At 58.5% G+C, this 1,200-nt stretch carries 1 protein-coding gene; it reads left to right on the top strand.

Annotated features, from left to right (window positions below; genetic code table 11):
- Positions 1-142 precede the first annotated feature (142 nt).
- On the top strand, positions 143-1,200 hold a 1,058-nt coding region (locus ACTEK7_RS36620; RefSeq protein ID WP_474810817.1), incomplete at its 3' end, for an IS110 family RNA-guided transposase.

The raw sequence follows: 1,200 nt of genomic DNA, 5'->3' as shown, positions 1-1,200 counted from the left end.
GCAGCCGATGACTTTACACGCCCGCAGTTCGCTCATCCCGAAGGCTCCACGGAGATGGGCGACAGCTTTCCGCTTGGCCGCTTGCGTCACCATTAATGGGATGGTCCGCACCGTCCTCCTCCCTCATCATGGGGGAGGTCAGATCAATAGAGAAGAGTATCATGGCCCATCGCAATTTGCCGCGACCTGCGGCTGTCTATGGATCGACATTGGCAAGAACCTGTTCCACGTCGTTGGCCTGAGCTGCGACGGCACACCTGTTCAGAAAGTTCGCTCTCGACGGGACACTCTTCTTCAGTTCTTTGCTCGCGCACAACCAAGCATAGTTGGCATGGATTCCTGCGCCGGTTCACAGTGGCTCGCCCGGAAGATACAGGCACTTGGTCACAAGGTGCGCCTGATCCCCGCGCAATTCGTGAAGCCCTACGTGAAGTCAAACAAGAACGACATCATCGACGCCGAGGCGATCGCTGAGGCCACGACGCGACCGACAATGCGCTTCGTCGCCGTGAAGGAGGAGGACCAGGTCGATCTTCAAGCGCTGCATCGAATCCGTGACCAGATGGTCGGCGCGAGGACACGCCTGATCAATCAGATGCGGGCTTTCTGCCTCGAGTATGGCGTACCTTTGCGTCAGGGGGCCGGAATATTCAAGCTCGAGCTACCGCTCGCTTTGAAAGACGAAGGAAACGGTATATCACCGGTGATGCGGCGTCTGGTCGGCGATCTCTACGCCGATCTCTGCCGCCTCGAAGAACGGATCCGCCAAGTGACACAGGAGATCGAAGCGGTCGCTAACCGAGAGGACGTTACACGCCGGCTGATGACAATCCCTGGTATCGGCGCATTAGGTGCGACCGCTGTGCTTGCCGCGATCGGTGATGGGTTGCAGTTTCGCAAGGCTCGCGACCTTGCTGCCTGGCTGGGGTTGGTGCCCAGACAATACTCGACCGGCGGAAAACAGACGTTGCTTGGCATCAGCAAACGCGGCAACCGCTATTTGAGAAAACTTCTAGTGCATGGCGCGCGATCCTGCTTCCGGCATCTGGACCGAACGCGCGATCGCTTTGGAAGCTGGCTCAACGGGCTCCAAGCTCGGATGCATCCGAATAAGGCCGTTGTCGCACTAGCCGCCAAGATGGCTCGCATTGTCTGGGTGGTCTTGAACAAGCCAGGAGCACTCTACGAACGCAGGGATCC

The sequence above is a fragment of the Bradyrhizobium sp. JHI2711 genome (assembly GCF_056156565.1).
The sequence above is the reverse complement of the archived record's forward strand: the minus strand, read 5'-3'. Positions and strand labels throughout refer to the sequence as shown.